Genomic DNA, 340 nt, shown 5'->3' on the forward strand with positions numbered 1-340 from the left:
CTACAGCGCCTCGTTTTCGTCTCTATCTTTACGTTTAACGTATTCTAGATGTTTCGTATATGCAGTTTTCAAGGTACGATGCTGGCAAAGTATAAATACTTTACCAAATGGAGATAAAGAGATTCGAACTCTCGACCCCCTGCTTGCAAGGCAGGTGCTCTCCCAACTGAGCTATATCCCCGTATGTAGTTATATGTAAAACTTTAAAGAAAATTACGCATGGGCTTAAGTGAACCTTTGCCCTATGACTCATGCAGATGGGCTTAAGTGGACTCGAACCACCGACCTCACGCTTATCAGGCGTGCGCTCTAACCAGCTGAGCTATAAGCCCACATTAAA

General features: G+C 43.8%; 2 tRNA genes. Both read right to left on the reverse strand.

Annotation, left to right across the window (positions count from 1 at the left end):
- Positions 1–108: 108 nt before the first annotated feature.
- Positions 109–181 (reverse strand) — tRNA-Ala (locus tag V8Q34_RS27410).
- A gap of 77 nt (positions 182–258) precedes the next feature.
- Positions 259–332, reverse strand: a tRNA-Ile gene (locus V8Q34_RS27415).
- Between the last annotated feature and the right edge of the window lie 8 nt (positions 333–340).

Origin of the sequence: Blautia sp. JLR.GB0024 (genome assembly GCF_037000545.1) — a bacterium.
Taxonomy (GTDB): Bacteria; Bacillota; Clostridia; order Lachnospirales; family Lachnospiraceae; genus Blautia; species Blautia celeris.